General features: G+C 73.8%; 29 protein-coding genes. 11 read left to right on the top strand and 18 right to left on the bottom strand.

All coding sequences use genetic code 11. The features are described from left to right. From FHX44_RS05335 to FHX44_RS05310, 6 genes are read left to right on the top strand one after another with little or no spacing between them, the layout of a single operon-like run. Window positions 1-954, top strand: coding sequence for a carbohydrate ABC transporter permease (locus tag FHX44_RS05335; RefSeq protein WP_170308784.1), 954 nt, complete (start codon window positions 1-3; stop codon window positions 952-954). After that, window positions 944-1,783 (top strand): carbohydrate ABC transporter permease, encoded by an 840-nt coding sequence (locus tag FHX44_RS05330; RefSeq protein WP_147254437.1) that lies wholly within the window; start codon window positions 944-946, stop codon window positions 1,781-1,783. The genes FHX44_RS05335 and FHX44_RS05330 overlap by 11 nt, the downstream gene beginning before the upstream one ends. Beyond that, window positions 1,780-2,787 carry an alcohol dehydrogenase catalytic domain-containing protein gene (locus FHX44_RS05325; RefSeq protein WP_170308783.1) on the top strand — a complete coding sequence of 336 codons (1,008 nt, stop codon included), beginning with the start codon at window positions 1,780-1,782 and terminating at the stop codon, window positions 2,785-2,787. Before FHX44_RS05330 ends, FHX44_RS05325 begins: the two co-directional genes overlap by 4 nt. Next, window positions 2,784-3,692 carry a 2-deoxy-5-keto-D-gluconate 6-phosphate aldolase domain-containing protein gene (locus FHX44_RS05320; protein WP_147254435.1) on the top strand — a complete coding sequence of 303 codons (909 nt, stop codon included), beginning with the start codon at window positions 2,784-2,786 and terminating at the stop codon, window positions 3,690-3,692. Before FHX44_RS05325 ends, FHX44_RS05320 begins: the two co-directional genes overlap by 4 nt. Then, window positions 3,689-4,354, top strand: a complete 666-nt coding sequence (locus FHX44_RS05315) for a GntR family transcriptional regulator (RefSeq protein WP_147254434.1) — start codon at window positions 3,689-3,691, stop codon at window positions 4,352-4,354. Before FHX44_RS05320 ends, FHX44_RS05315 begins: the two co-directional genes overlap by 4 nt. Beyond that, entirely contained in the window at window positions 4,341-5,417 is a 1,077-nt protein-coding gene (locus tag FHX44_RS05310; protein WP_147254433.1) for an alcohol dehydrogenase catalytic domain-containing protein, read from the top strand. The genes FHX44_RS05315 and FHX44_RS05310 overlap by 14 nt, the downstream gene beginning before the upstream one ends. A gap of 223 nt (window positions 5,418-5,640) precedes the next feature. Here FHX44_RS05310 and FHX44_RS05305 read toward each other — a convergent pair whose 3' ends face one another. Further along, entirely contained in the window at window positions 5,641-5,991 is a 351-nt protein-coding gene (locus tag FHX44_RS05305; protein ID WP_147254432.1) for a transglycosylase family protein, read from the bottom strand. A gap of 318 nt (window positions 5,992-6,309) precedes the next feature. Then, entirely contained in the window at window positions 6,310-6,477 is a 168-nt protein-coding gene (locus tag FHX44_RS41960) for a hypothetical protein (RefSeq protein ID WP_170308782.1), read from the bottom strand. A 100-nt stretch (window positions 6,478-6,577) separates the two neighbouring features. Between FHX44_RS41960 and FHX44_RS05300 the strand changes: the two genes are divergently transcribed. Beyond that, on the top strand, window positions 6,578-7,051 hold the full coding sequence (locus tag FHX44_RS05300; protein WP_212612341.1) for a GntR family transcriptional regulator: 474 nt from the start codon (window positions 6,578-6,580) through the stop codon (window positions 7,049-7,051). Window positions 7,052-7,074: 23 nt separating this feature from the next. Here FHX44_RS05300 and FHX44_RS05295 read toward each other — a convergent pair whose 3' ends face one another. The 10 genes from FHX44_RS05295 to FHX44_RS05250 all read right to left on the bottom strand — a co-directional run bounded on the left by FHX44_RS05295 (window position 7,075) and on the right by FHX44_RS05250 (window position 15,902). Then, on the bottom strand, window positions 7,075-7,323 hold the full coding sequence (locus tag FHX44_RS05295; protein WP_147254430.1) for a 2Fe-2S iron-sulfur cluster-binding protein: 249 nt from the start codon (window positions 7,321-7,323) through the stop codon (window positions 7,075-7,077). Between the two features lie 46 nt (window positions 7,324-7,369). Then, the gene (locus tag FHX44_RS05290; RefSeq protein ID WP_147254429.1) at window positions 7,370-8,623 is read right to left on the bottom strand and encodes an alpha/beta fold hydrolase; all 1,254 of its coding nucleotides are present in this window, start codon (window positions 8,621-8,623) and stop codon (window positions 7,370-7,372) included. Beyond that, entirely contained in the window at window positions 8,620-8,865 is a 246-nt protein-coding gene (locus FHX44_RS05285; protein ID WP_147254428.1) for a hypothetical protein, read from the bottom strand. The genes FHX44_RS05290 and FHX44_RS05285 overlap by 4 nt, the downstream gene beginning before the upstream one ends. Continuing rightward, complete coding sequence (locus FHX44_RS05280; protein WP_147254427.1) at window positions 8,862-9,479, bottom strand: VOC family protein; 618 nt, start codon at window positions 9,477-9,479, stop codon at window positions 8,862-8,864. The genes FHX44_RS05285 and FHX44_RS05280 overlap by 4 nt, the downstream gene beginning before the upstream one ends. A 12-nt stretch (window positions 9,480-9,491) precedes the next feature. Beyond that, on the bottom strand, window positions 9,492-10,235 hold the full coding sequence (locus FHX44_RS05275) for a maleate cis-trans isomerase family protein (protein WP_147254426.1): 744 nt from the start codon (window positions 10,233-10,235) through the stop codon (window positions 9,492-9,494). Continuing rightward, the gene (locus FHX44_RS05270; protein ID WP_147254425.1) at window positions 10,232-11,755 is read right to left on the bottom strand and encodes an FAD-dependent monooxygenase; all 1,524 of its coding nucleotides are present in this window, start codon (window positions 11,753-11,755) and stop codon (window positions 10,232-10,234) included. The genes FHX44_RS05275 and FHX44_RS05270 overlap by 4 nt, the downstream gene beginning before the upstream one ends. Beyond that, entirely contained in the window at window positions 11,752-13,413 is a 1,662-nt protein-coding gene (locus tag FHX44_RS05265) for a (2,3-dihydroxybenzoyl)adenylate synthase (RefSeq protein ID WP_246170220.1), read from the bottom strand. The genes FHX44_RS05270 and FHX44_RS05265 overlap by 4 nt, the downstream gene beginning before the upstream one ends. Window positions 13,414-13,423: 10 nt before the next feature. Beyond that, a complete protein-coding gene (locus tag FHX44_RS05260) occupies window positions 13,424-14,668 on the bottom strand; it encodes an MFS transporter (protein WP_147254424.1) in 1,245 nt (414 codons plus the stop codon). Window positions 14,669-14,775: 107 nt separating this feature from the next. After that, window positions 14,776-15,483, bottom strand: a complete 708-nt coding sequence (locus tag FHX44_RS05255; RefSeq protein WP_147254423.1) for a TetR/AcrR family transcriptional regulator — start codon at window positions 15,481-15,483, stop codon at window positions 14,776-14,778. A 194-nt stretch (window positions 15,484-15,677) separates the two neighbouring features. After that, window positions 15,678-15,902, bottom strand: coding sequence for an NAD(P)-dependent oxidoreductase (locus FHX44_RS05250; protein WP_246170219.1), 225 nt, complete (start codon window positions 15,900-15,902; stop codon window positions 15,678-15,680). 458 nt (window positions 15,903-16,360) lie between these two features. Here FHX44_RS05250 and FHX44_RS05245 point away from each other — a divergent pair, with 458 nt between their 5' ends. Beyond that, window positions 16,361-16,774 carry an STAS domain-containing protein gene (locus FHX44_RS05245; RefSeq protein WP_147254422.1) on the top strand — a complete coding sequence of 138 codons (414 nt, stop codon included), beginning with the start codon at window positions 16,361-16,363 and terminating at the stop codon, window positions 16,772-16,774. Between the two features lie 3 nt (window positions 16,775-16,777). Here the strand turns inward: FHX44_RS05245 and FHX44_RS05240 are convergent, their stop codons facing one another. The 5 genes from FHX44_RS05240 to FHX44_RS05220 all read right to left on the bottom strand — a co-directional run bounded on the left by FHX44_RS05240 (window position 16,778) and on the right by FHX44_RS05220 (window position 22,915). After that, window positions 16,778-17,518, bottom strand: coding sequence for an ATP-binding protein (locus FHX44_RS05240; RefSeq protein ID WP_147254421.1), 741 nt, complete (start codon window positions 17,516-17,518; stop codon window positions 16,778-16,780). Continuing rightward, on the bottom strand, window positions 17,518-19,386 hold the full coding sequence (locus FHX44_RS05235; RefSeq protein ID WP_147254420.1) for a CheR family methyltransferase: 1,869 nt from the start codon (window positions 19,384-19,386) through the stop codon (window positions 17,518-17,520). Before FHX44_RS05235 ends, FHX44_RS05240 begins: the two co-directional genes overlap by 1 nt. A 61-nt stretch (window positions 19,387-19,447) precedes the next feature. Next, window positions 19,448-20,467: a chemotaxis protein CheB gene (locus FHX44_RS05230; RefSeq protein WP_147254419.1), complete on the bottom strand. Its 1,020-nt coding sequence runs from the start codon at window positions 20,465-20,467 to the stop codon at window positions 19,448-19,450. An 8-nt stretch (window positions 20,468-20,475) separates the two neighbouring features. Further along, window positions 20,476-21,969 (bottom strand): carboxylesterase/lipase family protein, encoded by a 1,494-nt coding sequence (locus FHX44_RS05225; protein ID WP_147254418.1) that lies wholly within the window; start codon window positions 21,967-21,969, stop codon window positions 20,476-20,478. A gap of 28 nt (window positions 21,970-21,997) precedes the next feature. Beyond that, window positions 21,998-22,915, bottom strand: a complete 918-nt coding sequence (locus tag FHX44_RS05220) for an MBL fold metallo-hydrolase (RefSeq protein WP_147254417.1) — start codon at window positions 22,913-22,915, stop codon at window positions 21,998-22,000. A 102-nt stretch (window positions 22,916-23,017) separates the two neighbouring features. Between FHX44_RS05220 and FHX44_RS05215 the strand changes: the two genes are divergently transcribed. After that, entirely contained in the window at window positions 23,018-23,902 is an 885-nt protein-coding gene (locus tag FHX44_RS05215) for a helix-turn-helix domain-containing protein (protein WP_147254416.1), read from the top strand. A gap of 75 nt (window positions 23,903-23,977) precedes the next feature. On the opposite strand, the gene FHX44_RS05210 is transcribed toward FHX44_RS05215, so the two are convergent. Continuing rightward, window positions 23,978-24,643: a GntR family transcriptional regulator gene (locus tag FHX44_RS05210; protein WP_246170218.1), complete on the bottom strand. Its 666-nt coding sequence runs from the start codon at window positions 24,641-24,643 to the stop codon at window positions 23,978-23,980. Between the two features lie 81 nt (window positions 24,644-24,724). Here FHX44_RS05210 and FHX44_RS43760 point away from each other — a divergent pair, with 81 nt between their 5' ends. Continuing rightward, window positions 24,725-25,156, top strand: a complete 432-nt coding sequence (locus tag FHX44_RS43760; RefSeq protein WP_212612340.1) for an FAD-dependent oxidoreductase — start codon at window positions 24,725-24,727, stop codon at window positions 25,154-25,156. A gap of 39 nt (window positions 25,157-25,195) precedes the next feature. Beyond that, window positions 25,196-26,905 carry a dihydroxy-acid dehydratase gene (locus tag FHX44_RS05200; protein ID WP_147254415.1) on the top strand — a complete coding sequence of 570 codons (1,710 nt, stop codon included), beginning with the start codon at window positions 25,196-25,198 and terminating at the stop codon, window positions 26,903-26,905. The last annotated feature ends 34 nt before the right edge of the window (window positions 26,906-26,939 follow it).

The raw sequence follows: 26,939 nt of genomic DNA, 5'->3' as shown, positions 1-26,939 counted from the left end.
GTGACCACCCGCACGCGGGCGGCCGCCCCGCCGGCCGCTCCACCACCCGCTCCCTCGCCGTCCCGGCGCCGCCGGGGCGACGGGGCGACCCCCGTGGCGCGGGGCGTCTGGCCGCTGCTGGCGCCGGCGATGGCCGTCACGGTGGCCCTCGTCGTCCTCCCCGTCCTCTACACCGTCTGGCTGTCGCTGTCCGACCGCCGCCGGGACGGGACCAACGCCGGTTTCGTCGGCCTGGACAACTTCGCCCGCATGGTGCAGTCGCCGGAGTTCTGGAACTCGGTGCGGGTCACGCTCGTGCTCTTCGTCGTCTGCCTCCTCGTGGAGACCGTGCTCGGCATCGCGCTCGGCTACCTGCTGAGCATCGACGTCCCGGGGCGCAAGGTCTTCCAGGGCCTCATGCTGATCCCGGCGATCACGGCGTCGGTGGCGGTGGCCCTGGTCTGGATGCTCATCTACGACCCCACCCTCGGCGCGGCGAACCAGATCCTCACCGCCGTCGGGCTCGACCCCGTGGTGTGGCTGGGCGACCCGGACATCGCCCTCTGGTCGATCGCGATCGTCGACGTGTGGCAGTGGACGCCGTTCATGGCGCTGATCATCGCCGCGGGCATCCGCTCGCTGCCGGCCGAGCCGTTCGAGGCGGCGTCCATCGACGGGGCATCCGGGTGGCGCAAGGCGCGGCACGTCGGGTTGCCGCTGCTCATGCCCGTCATCTCGGTGGCGATGCTGCTGCGCACGGTGGACCTCGTGCGGTTCTTCGACACCGTCTACATCATGACCCAGGGCGGACCGGTGGACGCCACCAACACCCTCAACGTGTACGGGTACCGCGCCGCGTTCATCGACCAGGAGGCGAGCTACGCCGCCGCGCTCCAGCTGAGCCTGCTGCTTCTCGTCGTGATCATGGCCGGCGGGTTCACCCTCTGGCGCCGGAGGAGGAACAGTGACCGCTGAGGCCACCACCGCGAGCCGGCGGCGGCTCGTGCAGGTGTACGCGCTGTACCTGCTCGCCGCGCTGGTGTTCTTCGGGCCCGTCCTGTTCATGCTGTGGTCGGCGTTCCGGCGCAACGTCGACATCACCGGCTCGATCTTCACCATCGCCACACCGCTGACGCTGGAGAACTTCACCAACCTGTTCGACCGGTTCGTCTTCTACTACTACATCCGCAACAGCTTCATCGTCGCCGGCGGGTCGACGTTGCTCGGCCTCGCGCTCGGCGTGCCGGCGGCGTACGTCATCGTGCGGCGGGGCGCGGCGAGCATCGGCTTCCTCATGCTGCTCGCGCGGATGGCACCCGGGGTCCTGTTCGTGCTGCCCCTGTTCATCCTGTCGGTGCAGGTCGGGGCGCCGTCGAACAACGGCCTGAACTTCGCCCTGCTGATCGCGGCGCACCTGATCATCACGCTGCCGCTGTGCATCTGGCTGCTGGTGCCGTTCTTCGAGGACATCCCCCTCAGCCTCGAGGAGGCGGCGATGCTCGACGGCTGCACGGTGTGGCAGCGCTTCCGGCACGTCGTCGTGCCGCTGGCCCTGCCCGGTCTCTCGGTCGCCGTGACGCTCTCGTTCGTCTTCTCCTGGAACTACTTCCTGTTCGCCCTCGCCCTGGCGAACGCGGACACGCTGCCGCTGCCCGTGATCGCGTTCAACTTCATCGGGCAGGGCTCGAGCGACTACGGAGGTCTCATGGCGGCCAGCACGCTCATCTCGCTGCCGGCGCTCCTGCTCACCGTCTTCGCGCAGCGCTGGCTCGTGCGCGGGCTCACCGGCGGGGCGGTCAAGTGACGGCCCCGGCGAACCGGCGCGCCGCCCGGTTCCGCGGCGAGGCGGTCATCGACTTCACCGTCGACGACCTGCGAGAGGTCGCACCGGGCGAGGTGCGGTTGCGCGTCGACGTCTGCGCGCTCTGCGGGTCCGACAAGCGGCTCCTCGCCGGCGGATCCGCGGTCGTTCCCGGGCACGAGATCGCCGGGACGGTCGTGGCGACGGGCGACGGCACCTCGCTGCCCGTCGGTACCCGCTGCATCGTCTACATCCCGATCTTCTGCGGCGCGTGCGACCAGTGCCTGCGGGGCCAGACCAACCGGTGCCTGCGGCTGCGCGAGCTCATCGGCTGGCAGCGCGACGGCGGGTTCGCCGACGTCGTCGACGTCCCCGAGCGCTGCGCGTTGCCGGTGCCCGACGACATCGGTCAGGACGTCGCGGTGCTCGGCCTGGACACCGTGGGCACGGCCGCGCACGGCCTCCGGCTCGCCCTGCGCACGCAGGACGAGCCCCCGCGGCGCCTGCTCGTCGTCGGGTGCGGCCCGCTGGGCCTGGGGGTCGTGGCCGTGGCCCGGGCCATGGGCGTCGAGGCCGTCGACGCCCACGACCCGCACCCGGGACGCCTCGCGCTCGCCGAACGCCTCGGCGCGGGCACCCGGGTCGACCTGGAGTCGGAGAACCAGTACGACGTCACGGTGGAGGTCAGCGGCGCCGCTCCCGCCCGGGCGGTCGCCCAGCGCGTCGTCGTGCCCGGCGGCGCCGTCCTCGCGCTCGGCGAGTCGAACGACCCGTACACGATGCCGGCGACGCCGCGGTGGCGGCGCACCGACTGCTTCACCGTCCGGTCGTTCTACTTCCCGCTCGCGGAGGTGGAGGGCAATTGGGACCTGCTGCGCCGCTGCGGCCCGGCGTTGCGCGACGTCCTCGCGCACCCGGTCACCCTGCCCGAACTCGCCCAGGCCTTCGAGGAGTTCGTGGCCGGCGACCTGCTGAAGCCCTACATCGTCTCGGGAGCCCCGGCATGAGCGCACCGCACCTGTTCGTCCTCGCCGTCGACCAGCGGCCGTGGCTCACCCAGGCCCTGTGGGGGCACACCGGCACCGCAACCCCGGACCAGCGGGCCGCAGCCACCCGCGCCAAGCACGTCGTGCTCGACGGGCTCCTCGCCGCGGTGGACGGCGGCGTTCCGCGCGAGGCCGCGGGCCTGCTCGTCGACGACGAGCTCGGGCCGGGGGTCGCCGAACGGGCCCGGGCCGCCGGCGTCACCGTCAGCATGCCGCTGGAGCGGGCGGGCCTCGACGTCTACGAGGACGCGCCCGCCGACGTCGCCGCCTACCTCGCCCACCACGCCCCGGACCTCGCCAAGGTGCTCGTCCGCTACAACCCCGACGGCGACGCCGACGCGAACGCGCTGCAGCGCCGCCGCCTCGCGGCCACGGCGCGGGCGGCCCACGACGCGAGCTCGCGGTTCCTGTTCGAGCTGCTGGTCCCGCCCACCCCGCAGCAGCGGGAATCGGCCGGCTGGGTCGAGGAGATCCGGCCCGGTCTGACCCTGCGGGCCATGGAGGAGATCGTCGCCGACGTCCCCGTCGACGTCTGGAAGCTGGAGAGCCTCGGCCCGCAGCAGGCCTACGCCGACGCCGTGGCGCTCGCCGCGGCGCACGACGCCACCTGCCTGCTGCTCGGCGCCGGCGCCCCGGCGGCTCGGGTCGACGACTGGCTGACCCGCGCGGCCCGCAGCGGGTTCGCGGGATTCGCGGTGGGCCGCAGCATCTGGTGGGACGCCGTGCGCGGGCTGCTGGCCGGCGAGACCGACCACCCGGCTGCCGTGGCGACGGTGGCCGCCCGGTACCGCCATTTCGTCGACGTCTTCCGCGACGCGTCCCTCCGCGATGAACCCCTCACGGCCACCGGGAGGTCGTCGGCGTGACCGAGCAGCCCGGCGAGCCCCTGCTCCTCGACGGCAACGAGCGCGTGGGGGAGCGCGTGCACCGACTCCTGCGCGACCGCATCCTCACCGGCGCGCTGCCCCCGGGGTCACGGCTGTCGGTGCCGGCGATCGCCCGCGAGCTCGGCGTGAGCCGCAGCCCCTTGCGCGACGCGGTCCTGCAGCTCGTCCGTGAAGGGCTCGCCGAGGAGACGTTCAACCGCGGCGCGGTCGTACGGCTGATGAGCCGCGAGCACCTCATCAGCCTCTACGACGCGCGCGAGGCCCTGGAAGGGATGGCGGCCCGTCTCGCCACCGCCGGGTTCACCCCCTCCGTGCGGCGCAGGCTGCGCGACCTGCTCGCCGAGCACGACGAGATCGCCGCCGCCGGGGACTTCACGCGCCACATCGAGGTGGACGCCGCCTTCCACCGCGAGATCCGCCGGATCGCAGGCAGTCCGGTGCTCGCTCGGATGCTCGAGGAGATCCAGGGCCAGGTGATGGTCGCGATGCGCTCGACCAGCGTCAGCGGCGGGATGGTCCAGGCCGTCGCCGACCACCGCCGGATCTTCGAGGCCCTGGCCTCCGGCGACTCGGACGCCAGCGAGGCGGCGGCCCGCCACCACATCGCCCGGCTGAGGGAGCTGCTGCGTGCCCACGCCTGACACCCGGGTCCGCAGCCGGTCGCTGCGCTTCCACGGCCCCGGCGACATCCGGCTCGACGAGGCCGCGGAGCGGGCCCTCGCGCCGGACGAGGTCCGACTCCGGCCGCTCGCGGTCGGCGTCTGCGGTACGGACGCCCACATCGTCGCCGGCTCGTTCCCCGCGGAGCCGGGCGTGGTGCTCGGCCACGAGGTCTGCGGCCGTGTCGTCGAGGTCGGTGCCGGACTCGACGAGGCGAATGCTCCCCGCGTCGGCGACCTCGTCACGGTCGAGCCCCACCGCTACTGCACCGCGTGCACGTGGTGCCGGGCCGGCCAGGAGCACCTGTGCGCCGGCAAGCGCGGCTACGGCGTTCACCTGGACGGCGGCATGGCCGAGTCCATGGTGGTGCCGGCGCGCATCGCCTACGTCCTGCCACCGGACACCGTCCCGTGGGTCGGCGCCCTCTGCGAGCCGGTGGCGTGCTGCATCCACGCGGTCGATCGCCTCGGCATCGTGGCCGGGGAGGCCCTGCTCGTGCTGGGCTCCGGTCCGGCAGGCGCCGTCCTCGCCGCGCTGGGCCGCCTGCTCGGCGCAACCCCGATCGTCGCCGCGGACACCCGCGAGGGCCGCCGCGACCTGGCGCTGCGCATGGGCGCCGACGTGGCGATCGACCCGCGCGACCCCGACCAGGTGCGCGCGGCCGTCGACCTCACGGGCGGCGAGGGCTACCCGGCGGTCGTCGACGCGGTGGGCTCGTCCGCCGTGCTCGAGCAGGCGATCACGCTGGCGCGCCGCGGCGGCCGGGTGCTGGAGTTCGGCGTCGCATCCCCGCACGACGTCGCCGCCGTGCGCCCGCACGACCTCTTCAGCCGGGAGCTCACGCTCCTGGGTTCGGTCATCAACCCGTGGACCCACCAGCGGGCCGTCGCGCTGCTACCCCGCCTGGGTCTCGACCGCCTCTCGACCGCCTTCCACGGCCTCCACGAGTTCGACGAGGCGCTCGCCGCGCAGCGACGCGGCGACGTCGACAAGGTCTTCGTGGCCCCGGCGGGGGCAGCAGCTGCGCGCGAGCCGGCCCGCTAGGACGGCCGGGACGGCTCGGACGCGACGCTGACGTGCCCGGGACGAGCGGAGAAGTGTTCGGCGGGCGCGTCCGGGACAGCATCGGCTCGCGGCGGTGAGCAGCGCCGCCTGTTCGTCGCCGTCGAGCGTGCGCAGCAGGTCGGCGAGGTTGCGCAGGGGCGAACGGGATCCGCACTTCCACGCTGGGCGTGGACGTGCCGGTCGGGTCGCTGGTGGCGCGCGATCAGCGCAGGCCGAGCTTGCGCGAGCACGCAGGCCACGCACCCCAGCCCTGGCCCTGGAGAACGCGCTCGGCGACGGCGATCTGCTCGGCGCGGCTGGCCTGGTGCGGCTGACCCTTACCGCCGAAGGCCCTCCAAGTCTGCGGCGTGAACTGCAGGCCACCGGAGAAGCCGTTACCGGTGTTCGTCGCCCAGTTGCCGCTGCTCTCGCACTTGGCGAGCTTGTCCCAGACGCTGTCCGGGGCGGCATTGGCGGTACCGGTCATCGCGAGCGGAACACTGACCGCAATGGCACCGGAAACGGCGAGACGAACAAGGTTCTTGGTTACGGACGTGCGTAGGCGGGGAGCCATTCTTCAGATTTCTCCATCACTGCGGGGGCGATTCGGGGGAGGGTGGTTCGGGGCATGTGTTGGACGCCCTGACACCGACGGCAACGACCGTACGTGCTGGTCCGCAGCGCGAGTCAAATTCGCAGTGGGGTGAGCAGAATCACGAAACGGCACTTTCGCGAGTCGTCGTCCACGCGTTTGCCCAGCGCATCCAGCAAATTGATCAGAAGCTGATTCCGAAAAGAATCTACGAGATCTGAACGTGATCAGAGGCGTCGCTCACGCCGCGTTGCGGACAACAGTGACCCGGGCCACACCCCACACCCGGACGGGGCCTGGTCAGGTGAGCGTGGGTACCGGTACGAGGGTGAGGTCGCTGCACAGGTCTGCCACCAGCCGGGGCAGGTCCGCGAGATCGGGCACGCCGCCGTAGACGTAGAAGTCGGGCCGGACGATCACGGCCGCGACGCCGGCGTCGGCGAGATGGGGCAGGTAGGCGTCGTCCACGTGGGCCACCCGGAGGGTCCGGAACCGGACCAGTCGATCTTCAGCAGGACCCGCCCGCCTGGCCGAGTCCCAGCCCCAGTACGGCTTCCGCGTCGTGCCCGTGTCGGTCGAGGACCTGCGCCATCTCACCGAGGCCCGGTGCGCGATCGAGACCCTGGTGCTGCGCCAGGCCTTCGCTCACGGCGGCGTCGGGTGGGAGTCGAACGTCCTCGCCGCACACCACCGGCTGGAGCGCACCCCGCCGATGGCGGCCGACGACCCGGACCGCGTCAGCGACGAGTGGGCGGCCGCCCACGGCGCCTTCCACCTCGCGTTGCTGTCCGGCTGCCCGAACCCGCGCCTGCTCGCCGTCGCCGCGTCCCTGCGGGACTCCGCGGAGCTCTACCGCCGGTGGTCGGTGCCGCTGGGACACGAGAACCGCGACGTCGCCGGCGAGCACCGCGCGATGCTCGAGGCCGTCCTGGCGCACGACTCCGACGCGGGCGCCGCCGTCCTCGCCGGGCACATCCAGCACACGACCGACGTTCTGCTCGAACAGACCGCCACCGGGCTCGGCGACACGGCCAGGGCCTGAGCAGGAACAGGCCGCGGTGCAGGTCAACGGTACGCGCGGCCGGGTCGGAGATCGAGGATCAGACGGTCGCCGCGGGACCGGGAGCAGCAGGTGAGCACCACGGTGCCGGCCTCGCGCTCGGCCTTGGTTAGGGCTGCGTCGAGGTGGTCGACCTCGCCCTGGAGGACGCCCACCTGGCACGTGCCGCAAAGGCCCCTTCGCAGTCGCGCCGCGGCCGTCCGGCCCGCTCCTACCGCGGCGATCAAGGGCAGATGGTCGCTCCCGAAGATCATCTGACGACCATTTCCCCTTGATCGGCGATGTGGTCACCGCAGCCGGCTACGCGCGCGGCGGCGCGAGGTCGAACCGGTCGGCCAGCCACCTGCCGATCCGGTCGCCGGCCAGCCGGTAGCCCGGCGGCTCGCCGGGGCCGATCGGCCCACCGAAGTGGGTGCCGCGCACCACCTCGCAGGTGAGGTCGACGGCGCCGTAGGCCTCGTGCATGGCCCGGGAGTCGGACGGGAAGGCGGCCTGGTCGCCGCTGAGGTCGAGGTGGAGCGTCGGGACGCGCACCCCGTGCACGCACCGGACGAAGTCGGCGCGGGACGACAGGCCCGACCAGGTCGAGAGCCAGGCGTCCGGCGTCGTGATGCGGCCGAAGCCGACCAGCCCGTAGTTGGTGAGGTCGGGGCGGCGGCCGAACAGGGATCCGTAGGGGCGCTCGTTCGGGTCGAGGGACAGGTCGACGGTGCGCGGGTCGGCGTCCGTGCGGTGGACGGTGATCAGCCGGGGAGACAGCGCGGTGCGCCGGTCGCGCGGATCACCGGAGCTGCGTGCCCGGTCGCGCGCGGCGGCGGCCTCGGCGGCGAGCTCCCGGGCGCGGGCGTCGATGCGGGCGACCCGCGCGCGCTGCGCCGCCCGGTAGTGCTCCAGGAACTCCCCGGTGTAGGCCGAACTGCCCGGGGGGTCGGCGAAGCCGTTGGCGGGGTCGAACGCGTCGAGCTCGGGCACCCGCGACAGCGGATCGTCCTCGTCGGCCACGGAGGGGTCGATGCACGACATCAGCAGGCGTCCCGGCCCGGGGTGCGGCGCGAGGAAGAGCGCCGCGTCCGGCTGCGGCAGGTCGGCGTCGGGCAGCCCGGTCGGGCGGCCGGCGGGTGTGGTCGCGGTGCGCTGCCTCGGCGGGAGCCCGGCCTGCTCGTGGTAGTAGGCGTAGAGCGCACCGCCGCCGGAGTGGCCGAGCGTGACCACGTGCGCGAACCCGACGTCCCGCAGGTGGGCCAGCCCGGCGGCGACGTCGAGCAGGGTCTGCTCGTGCACCAGCGCGATGTCGTTGTTCGGTGAGCGGGAGGTCTGCGTCCACACCGCGCACCCGGCGTGCAGCAGGGCCGGCACCAGCGGGTGGTGGGTCTGGTCCTGACGCGGGTGCATGATGCAGACGACCGTGGTCGCGCCTGGCACCGTCCGCAGGGTCCCGGTCACCGTGGCGCCGTCGGCGGTGCCCAGCTGGACGAGCTCGGTCCGGGTGGCGTGGGGGGCCGGTTCGCCCCGGACGTGCCGCCCCGCGCCGAGCCGGTCGTCGGCGCGGGTCATGCCGGCTCGACGCGCAGGGCGTCCTTGTCGTGCTGGATGATCCGCGCCCCGCCGAGGCCGGCGACGCAGCTGTACCAGACGGCGTGCCGGCACCCCGTGGCGCGCCGGTCGACGACGATGGTGCCGGGCGCGCTGATCGCGAAGTATGGCCCGACCCGGTCCACGGTGACCGCGGGGTCCTCCGCCGCCACCTTCGGCACGGCGGTGTTCTCCGGCACGTCGAGCACGTAGAGCGTGGTCACGAGCGCACCCCCTCCTCCCATGCGGCGGCGCGCTCGACGATGAGCTCGGCCTTGCGGGTGAGCAGCTTCCCGAGCGTCGGCTCCGGTCCGGACGCGACCTCGACGAGCGCCTCGATGGTCAGCTCGGCGTCGAGGTCCTCCTGCGGGGTCACCGGCCGCAGGGCGCGGGTGATCTCGACCATGTAGCCGTTGGGGTCGTGCGTGTAGATCGACTCGATCGTCTCGTGCTGGACCTGCATCTCCACCGGCCAGTCGCTGGCGTCGAGGCGGCGCCGGTACTCCATCAGGTGCTCCTCGCTGTCGACGTGGACGGCGAGGTGGCGGGAGTCGACGAACCAGCCGGGGACGTCGGCGCCGAACCCGGCGTAGGCGTCGCCCTGCGGCTGGTCGTGCACCGGCTCCAGCCCGAAGTAGTAGAAGAAGGCGATCCGGTCACCGCCGCCGATGTCGAAGAAGAAGTGGATGAAGTCCGGGTGCTGCTCGCGGCCCCAGCCTGCGGCGCAGATCGAATGGACGACCGGGAAGCCCAGCACGTCGCGGTAGAACCGCACGGTCGCGGCCGGGTCGAAGGTGGGGAAGGCGGCGTGGTCGACGCCGCGGACGAGGTGCTCCATCGTGGTTCCTCTCTAGACGGTCACGGGCGTCAGCAACCGGCCGGCGCCCGGGAGTTCGACGGGCAGCCCGAGCCCGTCGAGCAGGGTGAACGCGCCTGCGGTGGCGGCGGAGAGCACCGGCAGGCCCAGCTCGGCCTCGGCCTCGGTGACGAGGTCGAGCGAGGGCATCTGCACGCAGGCCGAGATCACGAGCGCGTCGGCGCCGGTGAGGTCGAGCCCGCGCGCGGCCGCCCGCACGCGGTCGCCGGGGATGCAGCCGACCTCCGCGTTGTCGGCGACCTCGAGCGCCGTCCAGGCCACGACGTCGAGGTCATCGGCGCTCAGGTAGTCCACGACCAGCCGGGCGATCGGCGCGAGGTAGGGCATGACGAGCCCGATGCGGCGGGCCCCCAGCGCCCGCAGCGCCGTGACGAGCGCGCCCGCGCTGGAGACGACGAGCGGCTCCGCGCCCCGGGCGGCGAGCTGCTCCCGCACGGCCGCCTCGGTGCGGACGTGCTCGCCGGTGCCCTGGGCCATCAACGCGACCAGGCACGCGTAGAGGATCGCGTCGACGCCGGCGTCGCCGACCTCGTCGACGCAGCGCCCGCGCTGGGCGTTCATCGCGCGCAGCTCCTCGGCCGAGACGGTGTGCATCCGCATCCGGCTGGAGTGGAACGAGAACGTCGCGCTCGGGTGCCGGGCGAGCAGCCGCGGCATCTCGGTCTCGACCGTGACGTTCGAGCTGGGCACGACCAGCCCGATCCGGTGGTGGGTCATGCTCCCGCCTCCAGGGCGATCAGGTCGGTGCGCCCGGACGCCAGGCCCGCCGCCAGATCGGGCAGCAGCCCTGCCGGACCCGCGACGACGACGCGTACGCCGGCGAGCCGCAGCCGCTCGGCCAGCTCGAGCCGGGTCAGCAGGGCCGGCCGCTCGGCCCGCCCGCTGAGCCAGACGGTGCGCCCCTCGGACGCCACCCGCCCGACGAGCGCATCGGCGGCCGGGCCCCAGGCGTCGCCCGGGTCGTCGACGTCGACCAGCGCGCCGTCGGCGAAGGCCGCGCGTGTGACGATCCGGCACGGGTGCCCGTCGAGGGGCTGCGCGGTCACCCACGCCACCGGGGCGTCGAGGTCGACGGCGGCCTCCGGCACCCCGGCGTACTGGGCGAGGCCCGCCCGGACGACGTCGGGGGTGCTGGCGGCGAACCGCTCGAGCGAGACGTTGCCGGCCCGGCTCATGTAGGCGACCGTGAGCTGCTCCACCGGCAGGTGCGCGCGGGCCGGGAACGCGTCCCACCACCGCTGGCTGCGGCGCGCCAGCTCCTGCATGCGCTCCACCGCAGGCTTGCGCTCGCCCTGGTAGCGGGCGAGCGCCGTGTCGCGGTCGATCTCCTCGGTCACCGCGCGGGACAGGGCGATGGCGTCCTCCATCGCGAGCTTGGTGCCGGAGCCGATCGAGTAGTGCGCGGTGTGCGCGGCGTCGCCGAGGAGCACCCGGTTGCCGTGCCACCAGCGTTCGCAGGTGACGGTGCGGAAGCGCAGCCAGCGCGTGCGGTTGCCGAGCAGCGGGTGGCCGCCCAGCCGGTCGCGGAACGCCTCGGACAGGTAGGCCAGCGCCGCTTCGTCGGAGCCGTCCGCGGGGGTGGCGTCGGTCGTGCGGTCGAAGCCGGCGCGGCGCCACGTGCCCTCGTCGACCTCCACGAGGAAGGTGCTCCGGTCCGGCGCGTACGGGTAGGCGTGGGCGACGAACGTCCCGTGTTCGGTGGTCGCGGGCGCGAAGAGGGCCTCGTCGAGCGCGAAGGGGGCGGCCGCCCACAGGTAGAGCCCGCCGCCGACCTCGACCCGCGCCCCGAACCCCGCCGCTCCTGCGCCCCGGCCCGCGCTGCTGACGCCGTCGGCGAGGACGACGAGGTCCGCGTCCAGGTCGTCGGCGTCGACGCGCGCGCCGTGGCGCACGTCGACGCCCGCCTTCTCGGCGTGGCGGGTGAGCACGGCGAGCAGCTCGGTACGGGCGATGGCGACGAGCCTGCCGCCGGGCACGCGCGCGACGGCGTCGCCGACCCGCATGCTCATGTCGTGCGGCCGGGCCGCCGCGAGGATGTCTGCGAGGGTGTCGGGGTCGGCGGCCTCGAGGTTGCGCTGGGTGCGCGCCCCGAGCGCGACGCCGAACCCGAACGTCGTCTCCGGCAGCCCCTGCTCGTGGACCACGACCTCGAGACCCGGGTCGGCGAGCCGCAGCAGCCGGGCCGCGTACAGGCCGCCGGGCCCACCTCCGACGACCGCGATGCTGCGCACGCTCATGACCCGACCCCGGCGGTCGGCCTGGCGAGCCGCTCCCGCAGCTCCTTCTTCGACACCTTGCCCACGCTGGTGAGCGGGAGCTCGTCGACGATCTCCAGCCGCTCCGGCCACTTGTACTTGGCCAGGCCCTGCCCGCGCAGGAACTCCCCGATCCCGGCGACCGTCGGCGGGGCCGCGCCGGGCTCCAGGATGAGGAACGCGCAGGCACGCTCCCCGAGCACTGGGTCGGGCATCGCCACCAGGGCGGCGGTGTGCACATCCGGGTGCCGCACGATGATCTCCTCGACCTCCTCGGCGTGGATCTTCTCCGCGCCCCGGTTGATGACGTCCTTGATCCGGCCCTCGATGGAGTAGTAGGCCCGCCCGCCGACGTGGTGGCGCACCGCGAGGTCGCCGGTGCGGTAGAACCCGTCCGGCGTGAACGTTGCCGCGTTGTGCGCCGGCGCCCGGTAGTAGCCGGGGATCGTGTACGGGCCGCGGCAGGCCAGCTCGCCGAGCTCGCCGTCGGGCACCTCGCCGTCGCCGCCGATCTCCAGCACCCGCACCTCGTCACCCGGGGAGACCGGTGCGCCCACGGTGTGCAGCCGCACCCACTCCGGCGCGTCCGGCGGCGTCGCGAGGAACATCCCCTCGGCCATGCCGAACATCTGGGTGCACCGCACGCCCAGCTCCGGCTCGATCCGGACGGCGACCTCGAGTGGCAGCTTCTGGCCGCCCACGTACATCCGCTCGACCCCGCGCAGGTCCTCCCCGGTGGCGGCGGCGTGGTCGAGCAGCCGGATGACCACCGCGGGCGGCGAGAGCGGGATGCAGGTGACGCCCTCGCGGCGCACCGTGGCGACGATCGTGGCGGCGTCGGCTGTCGGGGCGAGCACGAACGCGGCACCGGCGAGGTGCGCCGGCTGCATGGCCGCGACGATCCCGGCGTTGTGCATGATCGGGAGTGCGTGCAGCACCACCGAGGTCTCGCCGATCCCGAGGGCGCCGGCCCAGGACGCGGCGTTGTGGACGTACTCGCGGTGCCGCCGTGGCGCCACCTTGGGCAGGCCGGTCGTGCCGCCGGAGAGCTGGAACGCGACGACGTCGTCGGGGTCGATCCGCAGCGCGTCCAGCGCGGCGCGTGCATCGGGCGTGGACCCCGCGGCGATCAGGTCGTCGTGGCCGAGGGCGCCGTCGATCGGCCCGCGCAGGGCGACGACGACCTCGAGGCCGACGTCCGCGGCGAGCGCGCCGAGGTCCTGGCCGGGGAAGTCGGCCTGCACGAGGTGGGCGCGCGCCCCGGTGTGCGCGGCGAGCAGCCCGATCTCGCGCCGCCCGTGCTGGGGCAGCGTGCAGACCGGCAGGACGCCGGCCTTGACCGCGCCGTAGTAGGCGACGACGGTCTCGGGGACGTTGCCCGCGGAGAACATCATGCGGTCGCCGGGGCGCAGGCCGGCGGCGACGAGCAGGCCGGCGGCGAACGCGTCGGTGCGCTCGTCGAGCTCGCGGTAGGTGAGCCGGGTGCCGGGCGCGAGCAGGGCGGCACGGTCGGGGAAGCGGCGGGCGCTCGCGCGCAGCTCGTCGCCGACGGAGCGCTCCCCCCACAGACCGGCGCTGCGGTAGGCCGCGGCGCGGGCGGGATCGAAGCCGGGCAGGTCGAGAGCGGGTTCGGGGATCACGGGACGCTCCTCAGGACGCCGGCGCGGCGACGGGGACCGGCGCGGATCGGGCGGCGGGCGTGGACCGGGGCGGGACGGCGAGCGCGGTGAGCGCGCCGACGAGGGCGACCGCGGCGAAGGCGGCGAAGTTCCAGCCCAGCCCGAGCCCGGACGCGAGCAGGTAGCCGCCGACCAGCGGACCGGCGACCGCACCGAGCCGGCCGATGCCGGTGCTGATGCCCAGCGCCGTGGCGCGGTGGGCGTCGTCGTAGTGCAGGGCGACGTAGCCGAACACCACGATCTGGGTGCCGACCGACGCCGCGCCGGCCACGGCGATCAGCAGGTAGAGCAGGACCGGGGGGAGCGGCTGCGACAGCAGCCCGATCGAGACCACGCCGGCGGCGAAGGCGCCCGTCGCCACCCACCGGCTGCCGTACCGGTCGGCGAGGGCCGAACCGGCGAGCCCGCCCGCGACCGCGCCGATGTTGAACACCAGCAGGAACGCGATCGCCGACCCGAGCGCGTAGCCGGCCTGGCGCATCAGCTGCGGCAGCCAGGTGTTGAGCCCGTAGACCAGCAGGAAGCCGGCGACGTTGGCCAGCGCGAACAGGGCCAGGGCGACCCCGGCGCGCCCCCTGAGCAACGCCCGGTCCCGGGCGCCGCGCGCGCGGACGGCCGGGGCGAAGCTCGGCGACTCGGGGAGCAGCACCGCGGCGAGCGGGAGCAGCGTCACGAGCGGGAGCGCGCCGAGCGCGAACAGCGTGCGGAACCCCGCCTGTTCCAGCAGCGCGATCCCGGCCAGCGCCGCGAGCACGCCGCCGATCGGGAACCCGCAGAGCATCACCGCGTTCAGCAGGTTGCGCCGTCGCGGCGGCGCCCACTCGACGACCAGCGCGATCGCGATGGGCGCGATACCGCCGAAGCCGAGCCCGGCCGCGAACCGGGCCAGGCCGAGCAGCTCCGGCGTCGGTGCCGCGGCCACCGCGAGCATCATCACCGAGAACCAGGCCAGGGCGGCCAGGAACATCCGGCGGCGGCCGAACCGGTCGGTCAGCGCGCCCGCCCCGACGGCGCCGACGAACATGCCCAGCAGCGCGTAGCTGCCGATCGCGCCGACCTGCGGGGGCGTGAGCTGCCACTGGGGATCGGCGAGCAGGGCGGGCACCGCGGATCCGTAGACGATCAGGTCGTAGCCGTCGAAGACGATCGCGGCGAACCCGAGGGCAACGACGACCCAGGGGCGGGCACTGCGGCGGGCGGTGGGCGGCGCTGGCATGGGCTCCTCCTCGAGCTCGATGACACAACTGTCAGCTTTCTGACATGAGTGTCACAAGCGCCCGAACGGGTGACCGGTCGGGGAGGTGGGAGTTCCGCGGAGCGGGGTCAGGCCCCGTCGTCGTCCTGGGGGAGTTCCGCCGACATCGACCGCTCCAGCACTGCCAGGTCCTCCTTGACCTGCGCCAGTGCCGCCCACGGGCCGGAGCCCTGCGCGCGGCCGTCGGGGCGCCGGACGCCGCTCATGGCCATGTCGACCATGACGTCGGCCAGGTCCTCGGCGGGACCGTCGACCTCGGGGCGGTACCACCAGGCGATCCAGTTGATCATCCCGAGGATCGACAACGCGACGGTGCGCGCGGGCAGCGGCCGCAGTGCCCCGGCGGTCATGGCGTCCTCGACGAGACCCACGAGCAGCGCGAGCACCCGCCGACGCGAGTCGCGGTGCTGGGCGGCCAGCTCGGGGGACAGGTGCGGCTCGCTGCGGTCGAGCAGCCGGAAGCGTCGGGTGTTGCGGCAGTTGTGCACCGCCATCGCCCGCACCGCGTCGGCGAGGCGCTGCTCGGCCGGGACATCGGTGCGCTCGTGCGCCTCCTCCAGGATGCGCACCGTGGGGTCGAGCACGTCGTGCACGAGCTCGGCGAGCAGCTCCTCCTTGTTGCGCACGTAGGTGTAGATCGACGGCCGGCTCACGCCCATCGCGTCAGCGATGTCCTGCAGGCTCGTGCCTGCGAAGCCGCGCTCGCTGAACAGTCGGGCCGCGTGGTCGAGCAGCTCGTTGGACACGAGCGTCCGCCTGCTGCGGGCGTTGGCCATGTGCCGCGTCCTTCCCCTTCAATTGCTCTGGCAGGGGTCATTGTTCTGCCCACTCGACCATCTCCCTCCGCGGGATCGGAAGGGTTCAGCGCGTCCGCGAGCGCTTCGGCGAAGACGCGGTCGGCGACGTCGACCGCACCGCCGGGCCAGGAAGAGCCGAGCGCGTCGACGACGACCGGGCGGTCCGTTGTCTGCTAGACGGCGAGCGGCAGGGCCACGGTGCCGGAAGAGCGAGGCACCTCGGCCTCGTCGAGCATGGCAGCGGCGACGGTCTCCCGGCTGACCGTCGCGCGGAGGTCGAACGGCGGCGCGGCCTCCAGGCCGACCGTGCGCCGGTTGGTGCTTTCCGGTCCGTCGTCGAGAACCCCGGCGTGGAAGACCGTGCCCCCGGCCGCGAGGACGGCGTTGTCGGCCTCCACCTTGTCCGCGATTCGGTCGCCCAGCAGCTTCCGAGAATCCCGGCTGCCTCTCCCGCCGCGGCGGCGGATGTGCCTGTTCCGTAAGCACCGCCGATCGCGAACGCATCCTGGCTGCTGTCCATCGAGATCCTCGGTGTGCGGCCATGATCGACACCGTTTCGGCGCTGGTGGGCAGGGCCGAGTCCGTGGTGCGGTTGGAGCCGACCGCCGGGCCCCGGACTCCGCTGACCCGGCACGCGATCGAGACGTGCGCACTCGAGATCGTGTTGAGAATGTCGATCGCCGGGTATCAAGACGTGTGCTGTTCGTACGGGTGAGTTTTTGAAGATCGGCCCGTCCGGGTCGAGTTCGGCTCTTGCGGCCCGGCGCAGCCCGGGTCCAGGCTGGACGAAGCGGTCGCACCGCATCCCGATCTGGCCCTTTGCGGGAACTGGCCTTCCGGCGGGAAGGGGAAGACGATGTCGCAGGCATCCGAGTACCGCGCGGGCGGCGGCGAGCAGCGCGCGGCAGCCGCGCCGTACGCGAATCTGCTGCGGGTCGGGGTGGTCGAGTCAGCGCCAGGTGTGCTCGTCCTGACTCCCGTCGGTGAGCTCGATGTCACCAGCGCGGGACTGCTGCGCGACGCCGCGCGCGACGCTCTTGCGACCCGACCCCGATGCGTGGTGATCAACCTGGCCGGGCTGAAGTTCTGCGGCTCCACCGGTCTGGCGGTGCTCCTCGACGCGCGCCACGACGCGGAGGCGGTCGGGGTGCGGTTCGGCACGGCGGACGGCTCTCCGATCGTGCGCCGCGTACTCGAGATCACCGAGCTCGGGCCTGCGCTGGGGCACCGGGAGACCGTGGCCGACGTCGTGGCGGACCAGGGGTCCTGATCCTCAGGCGGGCAGCGCGAGGACCGCCCAAGCGGTCTTGCCGTCGGCCTGCTCGCGAACCCCCCATGCGCTGGAGAGCGTCGCGACGAGGTGCATGCCGCGCCCTTCGGCGCGGGCCGCGTCAACCGGGCGGGGCCGCAGGTCGCGTCCCGGCGCGTAGTCGCGCACAGCGATGTGCAGCCCTGAGGAATCGATGTGCATCGACAGTCGGCACCCGCTGCGTGCGTGCTGCACGGCGTTGCTCACGAGCTCGCTCGCGACCAGCGCGGCAGCGTCCTCGGCCGCCATGATCGACCAGTCGGCGCAGGTGTCTCGCACCAGGTCCCGGGCCATGGCCGGGGCGTAGGGGGACAGCGGCAGGTCCCGGTGGCGCGCCACGTGGTCCGGCCGCTGCTCGAGGCGAGCGGGGGCGGCCGCGGGATCGTCGACCAGCGGGACGGTCCGGTGGACGCGCAGCCCGCGAAGCTGTGCGGCCAGCGGTTCGTCGGCGCCGGTCAGTACGAGGCGGGCGGTGGACCAGCCGCCCGCCGCAGCCAGCGCGGAGGGGAAGACCTCCAGGGCCGGCTTCCAGCCGAGCTCCAGCTCGGACAGGTCGACGACGACCGCACCGGGATCACGCAGCAGCTTGTCCAGCACCCGCCGGACGCGCGGCACCGTGACCAGGGTGAGCACGCCCCGCAGCCGCACGAGGGCGTGGTTCTGGCACGCCTCTGTCTCGCTCCACAGGCCCTCGAGCACCTCCATCAGCTCGCTCCGTCCCCGGTCCGGGCGTCGGCGTGGCCGTCCTGCTCCATCATCAGGATCACGCCGGCCGGCCGGTCGTCGTAGCCGGTGAGGGGGCTGCCGAGCACCCGCACCCCGATCCGGCGGCCGCGCCGGTTCACCGCGGGCAGCGCGAGCTCCTGCGGTCCCGGCTCGCCGCCCAGCGCCCGGCGGATCATGGGGGCCAGCTCCTCCAGCGGCAGCCCGATGTCGAGAGTCAGGAAATGCCGGCCGATCGTCTCCTCGGGCCGCAGTCCCCACAGCTCGTGGGCCTCCTGGTTCCAGACTCGCACCGACATGTCAGGGGCCAGCACCACGACGCCCGCGCGCAGCCCGGTCAGGATGGCCTCCAGGAAGGCGTTGGACTCATCCAGCTGGCCGGTGCGGTCCTGCAACTCGTCGTTGATGGCTTGCAGCTCGTCGTTGGTGGACTGGAGCTCCTCGTTCATCGTCTCGAGCTCCTCGTTCGTGGACTGGAGCTCCTCATTGGTGGTCTCCAGCTCCTCCACCGTGGACTGCAGTTCCTCGTTCGTGGTCTCGAGCTCCTCGTTGATGGACTGGAGCTCCTCGTAGGCGGCCTCGAGCTGGCGGTGGGTGGCCTCCAGCTCAGCCTGCAGCCGGCGCGACTCCGTGACGTCGTGGAAGGCCACCGTGACGCCGAGCACGCCGGAATCGTGGTCGACCAGCGGGGTGATCTGCACCTCGAGCGTGAGCTGCTCGCCGCCCCGGTGGAACACCGTGTCCCCCGCGCGCACGGTGCGCCGTTCCACCTGCGCCTGCTCGATGAAGCGGCGCAGCTCCAGCGGGCGGTAGGACACCTCGAGGTCCCGGAACGGACGCCCCTTGTCCCGGGTGGAGACCCCCAGCAGCATCTCGGCCTGGTGGTTCACCGCGGCCACGGTGCCGTCCGCGGTGACGACGAGCTGCGCGACGGGACCGGCGAGCAGTGCCTCGTCGCGGATCCGGTCGAGCCCGCCGGGGTTGCCGCCGCCGGGCAGCGTGATCGGGTCGGCCAGGACCGGCGCCCCCGCTGCGACCGGGCGCGGCACCTTGCGGAACACGCGGTGCTTGAGGTCGATCGGGGTGAACAGGCCGCTGTGGCTGAGCAGCATCTCAGCCTTGCCGAGGAACAGCGCGCCCGAGGTGGTGAGTGCGAAGTGGAACCTCGACAGGATCCGGGCCTGGGTCTCGGCGGTGAGGTACATGAGCGTGTTGCGGCAGACCAGCATGTCGACCCGGGAGATCGGGGCGTCCTGGACGAGGTCGTTGCGTCCGAAGATCACCGACCGGCGCAGGTCCTTCCGGAAGGTGTGGGTCTGGCCCTGGCGCTCGAAGTACCGCTCCAGGAGTGCGGCCGGGACGGCGCGCACCTCCCGCTCGTCGTAGACGGCGTGGCGGGCCTGGATGAGGCCCTCCTCGTCGACGTCGGTGGCGTAGATCTTCACCCGGCGGCGGAACTCGTCTGCGCCCATGAGCTCGGCCAGCAACATGGCCAGCGTGTACGCCTCCTGACCCGATGCGCAGCCCGCGCTCCACACCCGGATCGGCTCGTTCGCGCCCTTGCCGGCGAGCAGCCCGGGCAGGACCTGTGCGCGCAGGAACTCCCACGGCTCCGGATCACGGAAGAAGCCGGTGACGTTGATGAGGATCGTGTTGAAGAGGGCGGTGAACTCCTCCCTGTGGAGTTCCAGGTAGTCGAGGTAGTCGGCGTAGTCGGAGCAGCCGACCTGACCCAACCGGCGGTCGATGCGGCGCACGAGGCTCGTGCGCTTGTACCCCGTGAAGTCGAAGCCCCGGCTGTCGCGCAGGTGCACCAGCAGCGTCTCGAAGGCGGGATCCGGCTCGGGCACGAGCACAGCATCCCGCGCGGCCCCCGCCCCGGGAACGCGGGTCGCGATTCGGGTTCCGGTCTCATCCGCCGGGTGCGGTGCCACCGTCGGACTCCTGCTCCTCGCCCTCGGCCCCGACCAGGTCGCGCACCTGCTGCGCCTGCTCTCTGGCGAAGGCGGCCCGCTGCGCGAATGCTTCGGCCGACCGCGCGCGCCCGTGGCGCCGCGCGTCCCCGGCGAGACGCTCGACGAGTTCGGCCTTCTCCTCCAGAGCGCGGACCGCGGCCCAGAGCGCTTCGTCGACCGCCTGCGCCTGCTCGGCCTCCAGCGACGCGGGCGACCACGCGTGCCCGACCCGGCAGCGGAACCGCGGCACAGGCGCGCCCGGCAACTCGTAGAGCACCCCGTGGCAGCTGGGGCAGCTGAACCCCGACGGGACGGCCTCCTCGAGCGTGTCCGTGCCGGGTCCGCCGGACGCGGCGATCCGCGTCTCGGCGAGCAGCAGATCGCCCTCGGCCGCGCCGGCCGGCGCGGCAGCAGGACGCCTCGCCAGCTCCCCGAGTAGGGGCCCGATCTTCACCGCCGGGTGCACCAGAGCGCCGGGCACCTGGGCGAGCGCGTTGGCCGGCATCGCGCCGTAGAGCGCGTCCTCGGGCTCCTGGACGACGGCAATGCCGCCGCGGGACACGATCGCCGCGAGCCCGGCCGTGCCGTCGTCGCGGGTGCCAGAGAGCACGACCCCGACCGCGTCCGGACCGTGGGCGAGCGCGGCCGAGCGGAACAGCGGGTCGATCGCCGGGCGGTGCCCGTTCTCGACAGGGCCTGCCGACAGGCGCAGATGGCCGTCGATGACGAGCACGTGGTGGTCGGCCGGGGCGACGTAGACCACACCCGGCCGCAGCGGAGCAGCCTGCTCGGCGGCGACAGCCGGGAGCGGTCCGGCCCGGTCCAGGATCCCGGGCAGCGCGCTCGGCGCCCCGCGGGGGATGTGCAGCACCACGACCACGGCGGCCGGCAGATCCGGGGGCAGTCCTGCCACCGCGGCGCGCAGCGCCTCGACGCCGCCCGCGGACGCCCCCATCACGATCACCGGATCGCCCATGCGAGTGACTACCCCTCCCGCCCCCGACCGACACGGCTGGCTGGAACGCGGGCGGCCCGGCCGCAGCCTCCGAAGACCTCCATCGCGGGTCGTCGCGGGTCGTGCGGGCCCCAGCCAGGGGCGCCCGTTGCGGCGAACGCGACCCAGGCGCGGTGCATACGGGCGGCGAGCCCGGCCGGCGCTGCGGCGGGGCCGAGCAGGCCGGTGTCGCCGTGCAGCCACGGCTCGTCGGCGACGTCGAAGACGAACGGCAGCTCGACGGTGTGGGTGGCACCGAGCCGTCCGTCCAGGGCCGTGGAGCGGTGGGCGAACGAGTAGACGTGGGTGCGCCCGCCGGAGATCCGCGCGTGTGCGTCGGCCATGCGCGCCGTTCCGGCGCCGAACAGGGCCTCCCCGAGCACCGCGGAGCGCAGCTCGCCCGGCGTTGCGTCCGGCCGTGCCGCCCGGTGCGCGGCGACGAGGGCCTCGGGGTCGTCGTGCACCTGCGCGGCGAGGGCGAGGACGTCCGCCTCCGTCGAGGGCTCGAGGCGGTCCTGCGGCACCAGGTACAGATGGCCCTCCTCGCTGTTGGCGCCGATCAGCAGGTCGACGTCGGCGGCCGGCCCGCCGGCGAGCGCCTCGGCGGGCTGGACCGGGAGCACCAGGCTGAACGGGCTGAGGCCGACCAGGGGGTCGGTGGCGGTGGTGGTGCGCAGGTCGAGCCCGGCGAGAGCGGGGAGGATCTCCAGGAAGCGCTCGTCCGGGATCGCGGCGAAGGCCTCGGCGGTCGGCTCGACGCCGAGTGCAGCGGCCGCTGCGGCGGTGACGCGCCGCGCCTGTTCGGGGGTGAAGGCGCCGGTCCCACTGCCGCTCTGCATGATCGCCCGCCGGAACAGGCCCTTGGCGTCGGGCGTGGCGAGCAGCGCGCCGGTGAGGGTGGCGCCCGCGGACTGGCCGAAGACCGTGACGGTGTCCGGGTCGCCACCGAAGGCCGGGATGGTGTCGCGCACCCAGCGGAGGGCGGCGAGCACGTCGAGCAGGCCGCGGTTGGCGGGAGCGCCCTCCAGGTCGAGGAAGCCCGGGATGCCGAGGCGGTAGTTGAGGGTCACGAGGACGACGCCGTCGCGGGCGAAGGCGCTGCCGTCGTAGAGGGCGGCGCGGGTGGAGCCGGTGACGAAGCCGCCTCCGTGCACGAAGACCATGACCGGCCGCCTGCCGTCGTCCGCGGCCGGCGTGCGGACGTCGACGGTGAGGTACTCCTCGCCGCGCACCCAGCCGGGCCCGAAGTAGGGGCTCATGTCGAGCCGGCCGAAGTCGCGCGCCGGCTGCGGGGCCGTCGGCGAGGCCCGGGTGCCGTCGCGGACGCCGGACCAGCCGGGGTGCGGCGCGGGCGGGGCGAAGCGGCCGGCGCCGGTCGGGGCCGCCGCGTAGGGGATGGCGCGGTAGAGCTCGCCGAACCGGTCGCGGACGCCGCGCACGGCGCCCGCCGGGGTCTCGACGACCGGGTCTGCCTGCTGGGACACGGGAAGGTCTCCTCTCCGGGGGCGGGCCTCAGGCGATGCGGGAGTAGCCCGCCCACTGCTTGATCGCGAACCGCGATCCGTTGCGTTCGATCTCCGCGGCGCCCTGCCCGCCGAGGTGGGCGGGGAAGACGAGCGCCTTCTCCTCTGCGGCCCGGCCGAGCAGCTCGTGCCGGGTCGCGCGCGACTGGGCCGGGTCCTCGCAGAAGCAGGAGTTGGTCGCCGGCTCCACGAGCTGCAGCGCCGTGTGCACCAGGTCGCCGACGAACAGGGCCCGGTCGCCGCCGGACTCCAGCACCAGCACGGACGAGCCGGGGGTGTGCCCCGGTGCGAGCTCGAGCCGCAGGTTCCGGTCGATCCGGTGCGCTCCGTCCCACAGCTGCACCAGCCCGGCCTCGCGCACCGGGGCGACGCTGTCCTCGAACACGTTCTGGTTGCCGCGGCCGAGCACGGGCTGGTGGTCGCCCGCGGGGTCCCAGAACTCGAAGTCACGCTGCGGCATCAGGTAGGTGGCGTTCGGGAAGGTCGGCACCCAGGTGCGACCCTCGAGGCGGGTGTTCCAGCCGACGTGGTCGATGTGCAGGTGGGTGTTGACCACGATGTCGACGTCCTCGGGGCGCACCCCGGCTGCCGCCAGGTTGTCGAGGAAATCCGTCTCGAGGCGGCTCCAGACCGGCGCGTAGGGCCGGTCCTTGTGGTTGCCGACGCCGGTGTCCACCAGGATCGTGCGGCCCTCGCTGCGCAGCAGCCAGGTCTGGATCGCCACGTGGACCTCGTCGTCATCGGGGTTCCAGAAGTCCGGCGCCAGCCAGCCGCGGTGCTCGTCCCATGAGCCGTCGGGGCTGTCCGGGAAGAACTGCGCCGGGCTCATCCCGCACGAGCCGTAGTACTCCTTGATCCGGGTGACGGTGACGTCTCCCAAGATGATCTGCTCCATCGTCTGGTCCATGCGGCCGAGCCTGGACGCGCGGGGCCTGCACGAACCACTCCCGCGTTGTCCTACCCCTCCCAGGGTGTGGCCGAGCCGGGCCACCGACCGGACACTGGGGAGGTGGACGGACCTGGCCCGCTCGGTGACTTCCTGCAGGCTCGGCGCGCGCGGCTGCGGCCGGAGGACGTCGGCCTGCGCGACATCGGGCCCCGACGGCGGGTGGCCGGGCTGCGCCGCGAGGAGCTCGCCCAGCTGGCGGGCGTCAGCGTCTCGTACTACACGCGGCTCGAGCAGGGCCTCTCGCGCGGGGCGTCGGCCGAGGTGCTCGATGCGATCGCCCGCGCCCTGCGGCTCGACGAGCACGAGCGCGAACACCTCGAGCGGCTCGCCGACTCATCCCGGCGGACGCTGCGGGTACGCCGGCCGCGGCCGGAGCGGCTCTCCGACGAGACGCGGGACCTGCTGCGCGCCCTCGACGACGTCCCGGCGCTCGTCCTGGGCCGGCGCACCGACGTCCTGGCGTGGAACGCGCTCGGGCACGCCCTGCTGGCCGGGCACCTGGATCGGCGGGCCCCGGAGGACCCGGCGCGCCGGCCGAACACGAGCCGGCTGCTGTTCCTGGACCCGCACTGCCGTGAGCTCTACGGGGATGACTGGAGGCGGAAGGTCCGCGCGGTCGTCGGCAACCTGCGGATCGCCGTCGGCCGCCACCCGGACGACCCGCTGCTCGCCGAGCTGATCGGCGAGCTGACGATGAAGAGCCCCGAGTTCGTCGCGCTGTGGCGCGACCACCGGGTGGCACCGTGCGACGCCGCCTCGTACGAGCTGCACCACCCCGTCGTGGGGAGGGTGACGGTGACCCAGCAGACGCTCGCGATCGCCCGCTCGCCGGGTCAGTCGCTGATCGTGTGCACGACGCCCGCCGGGTCCCCGTCCGAGCAGGCCCTCGTGCTGCTCCGGCAGGCGGGCCGCACCCGGCCGACGCCGGTGCCCGCGTCCTGGTGAGACGGCCCGGCTGCGCGAACGGCTCCGCAGGCCCGTCCGCGACAGCGGGTGGCGCGGCCTCTGGCCGTCCGCGGATCAGCCCGGCCCGGGTCCCGGCCTCCCGAGCGCGGCGTAGGTGAGGTCGGTCAGGTAGTCGTTCAGCGCCAGCGCGGCGTCGACCGCTGCCGCCGCGTCACCGTGGGCGACCGGGCGGAGGATGTGGGCGTGCCGGTCGGCGGCGATCCGCAGGTGCTCGGCGACGTCGGGCAGGTGGGCGAACCAGAACCGGCGGGAGAGTGCCTGCAGCGGCGCCATGGCGAGCTGCAGGTACTCGTTGTGGGCCGCCTCGACGATCGCGGCGTGGGAGCGTTTGAGGAGCGTGCCGAAGGCTCGGACGTCGGTCCCGGTGAACGCGTCGAGCTCCCCGGCCAGCGCCAGCATCTGCTCCTTCTGGCGGGTCTGCGCGCGGAAGGTGGCGAACCGGACGGCCATCTCCTCCAGGCCCCGGCGCAGCTCGAGCAGCCGGAAGTGCGCTTCCACCGACACCGGTGCGACGAAGACCCCGCGGTGCGGGTGGATCTCGACCATGCGTTCCCGCGCGAGCCGCTGCAGTGCCTCGCGCACGGGTGTGCGGCCGAAGCCCGTCCGCGTCATGAGCTGCGACTCCGACACGGCCTCGCCCGGAGCGAGGTCCTGGAACGTGATCATCTCCTCGAGCAGGGCGTACACCTGGTCGGTCTTGTTGCTCAGCTGCTCCGCCACCTCGTTCCCTCCCGCCGGCGCCCGCCCATCCTCGCAGACCGCCTCTGGACCGCTGCCACATCTCCCATGTATAACCGATATATGAGCGATCGACGGACGCCGCCCGAATTCGCCGGTTGGCGTCTGGGAGAGGCCGCAGGAGACGTCGCCGAGCTTCCGGTGCTGGCCGATGGCGATGTCGTCGTGGTCGGTGGGGGAGCGGCCGGTGTGGCGGCGGCCACCGTCGCCGCGGAGGGCGGCCTGTCGGTCGTGCTGATCGAGAGGTACGGCTTCTGCGGCGGTGCCGCCGTGGCGGGGATGTCCGGGACCCAACGTCGACCTGGCCGCCTTCGGCGCCGCGTGGGGCGAGGACACGATCTGCGCGCCGTGGGTGACCGAGGCCATCGAGCGGGTCCGGTCGGACGGTGCCGACCTGCCCCGTTCGAAGATCTGGGTCTTCCGCACGACGCGACCCTGTTCGAGGACTTCTACGAGGTGCGTGCCGCGATGCACGCCGCCGGCAGCGATCTCTGACGCCCGGCCGGCCGTACCCCCTCAGACCGGAGGCCACCCATGCCCGAGCTGCCCGACCTGCCCGACGTCGACCGTCCCCGCCGGGACGGCCTGCGCAGCGAGTTCACCCCCGGCACCACCCGCTGGGCGGTGCGCCGCGCGCAGTGGACCGCGATGGGGTACGCCCCGCAGGACCAGGGCCGGCCCAAGATCGCCGTCGTCAACACCTCGTCGAAGCTCGCGGTGTGCTTCTCCCACCTCGACGGGATCGCCGACGTGGTGTCCGAGGCGATCTGGGAGGCGGGCGGGCTGCCGCTGGAGATCCGCACGGTGGCGCCCAGCGACTTCGTGACCAGTGCCGGGCGCAAGGCGCGCTACCTCATGCCGACCCGCGACCTGATCGTCAACGACATCGAGGCCGCGGTCGAGGGTGCGGTGCTCGACGGCATGGTCTGCCTGTCCTCCTGCGACAAGACCACTCCGGCGCACCTGATGGCGTCGGCGCGGCTGGACATCCCGTCGATCCTCGTCATCGGCGGGTACCAGCAGGCCGGCACGCGGGGCGGCTGCTCCGTCGACATCGACACGGTCTACGAGTCCGTCGGCGCCGTGCGCTCCGGCGCGATGACGGTCGACGAGCTGGGCGAGGTCGCGGACTCCGCCATCGTCGGCCCCGGTGTCTGCGCCGGCCTGGCCACCGCGAACACCATGCACGTGCTCGCGGAGTCGCTCGGCATGACGTTGCCCGGATCGGCGCCGGTCCGCGCCGACTCCGAGCGGATGCGCGCGCTCGCCGCCGAGTCCGGCCGGCGGATCCTCGGCATGGTGTCCGAAGGCCTCACGGCGCGGAAGGTCCTCACCGCGGCGGCGATCGAGAACGCGGTGCAGGTCGCGCTGGCACTGGGCGGTTCCGTGAACTGCGTGCGGCACCTGGCCGCGGTGGCCGCCGAGGCGGACCTCGACCTCGACGTCGTCGGGCTGTTCGAGAGCCTCGGTGCCGACGCGGTACAGCTCGCGGCGATCCGCCCCAACGGCACCGACCAGGTCTGGGACCTCGAGCGCGTCGGCGGGGCGCAGGCCGTGGCGCGTGCCCTGCTGCCGCGGATCCACGGCGACGCGCTCACCGTCACCGGCCGCACCGTCGCCGAGCTCGCCGCGCAGGCCCCCGAGCCCGACGGCGCCGTCCTGCACCCGCTCACCGATCCGGTCCGCCCCGAGCCCGGTCTGCTGATCCTGCGCGGGTCGCTGGCACCCGACGGTGCGGTGGTCAAGGTCGCCGGTGCCGGGAACGCCCGGCGCCGCTTCACCGGGCGTGCCGAGGTCTTCGCCGGCGAGGACGCAGCCATCGACGCCCTCGGCGAGGGGCGGATCCGCCCCGGCGCGGTGATCGTGCTGCGTGGCATGGGGCCGAGAGGCGGCCCGGGCACCGTCTTCGCGGCGAGTTTCGTCGCGGCGCTCAACGGGGCCGGGCTCGGCGGCCAGGTGGCCGTGGTGACCGACGGCGAGCTGTCCGGGCTCAACCACGGCCTCGTCGTCGGACAGGTCATGCCCGAGGCCGCCGACGGCGGACCGCTCGCCGGGGTCGAGACCGGCGACGTCGTCACGATCGACCTCGACGCCCGCACCCTCGACGCCGACCCGGTCCGCGACGGCGCCCCGGTCACCTCTGGGCGGCCGGGCCAGGAGCGGGGCTGGCTCGGCCAGTACGCGGCCCTCGTCGGGCCCGTCCAGCAGGGCGCCGTGCTGCGCAGGCCCGCGCCCACCACCTGACCGCTCCACCCACTGTTCCCGTGCGACCCCGCGA

This window comes from Pseudonocardia hierapolitana, assembly GCF_007994075.1.
In the GTDB taxonomy this organism is placed as follows: Bacteria; Actinomycetota; Actinomycetes; order Mycobacteriales; family Pseudonocardiaceae; genus Pseudonocardia; species Pseudonocardia hierapolitana.
The sequence above is the reverse complement of the archived record's forward strand: the minus strand, read 5'-3'. Positions and strand labels throughout refer to the sequence as shown.